1 protein-coding gene is annotated in these 475 nt (G+C 64.0%); it reads left to right on the top strand.

The features are described from left to right. On the top strand, window positions 1–475 hold a 475-nt coding region (locus J5M71_RS27860), incomplete at both ends, for a P1 family peptidase (RefSeq protein ID WP_207838800.1).

Raw genomic sequence — 475 nt, 5'->3', positions numbered from 1 at the left:
GTTTGAGTGCTGCCCAGGGAGGCTGGACCGTTGGCGCGATCGTGCAGGCCAACCACGGCATTCGCAGTGAATTACGCGTCGATGGTTACCCGGTCGGGCGCTATATGGAACAGAAGGATTCACCGTTCCTGCGGGCAGCGCTGCCGCACCCGGGCATGGGCTCGATCGTCGTCTGCCTGGCGACTGATGCGCCGCTGCTGCCCCATCAATGCACGCGTCTGGCACAGCGTGCCAGCCTGGGCCTGGCGCGTACCGGCGGCGGTAACGAAGACCACAGCGGCGACATCTTCATTGCCTTCGCCACCGGCAATGATCACGTCCCGCCTGCGGCTTACGAGGCTAAACGCGCAGCCACCTGCGACGGTTTGCGCATGGTCAACAACGACCACATCAGCGAGCTGTTTCTGGCCGCGACCGAAGCCGTGGAAGAAGCGATCATCAATGCCCTGCTCGCCAGCGACAGCAGCGAGGGCAA

Origin of the sequence: Pseudomonas sp. 43(2021), from assembly GCF_017490805.1 — a bacterium.
In the GTDB taxonomy this organism is placed as follows: Bacteria; Pseudomonadota; Gammaproteobacteria; order Pseudomonadales; family Pseudomonadaceae; genus Aquipseudomonas.
The sequence above is the reverse complement of the archived record's forward strand: the minus strand, read 5'-3'. Positions and strand labels throughout refer to the sequence as shown.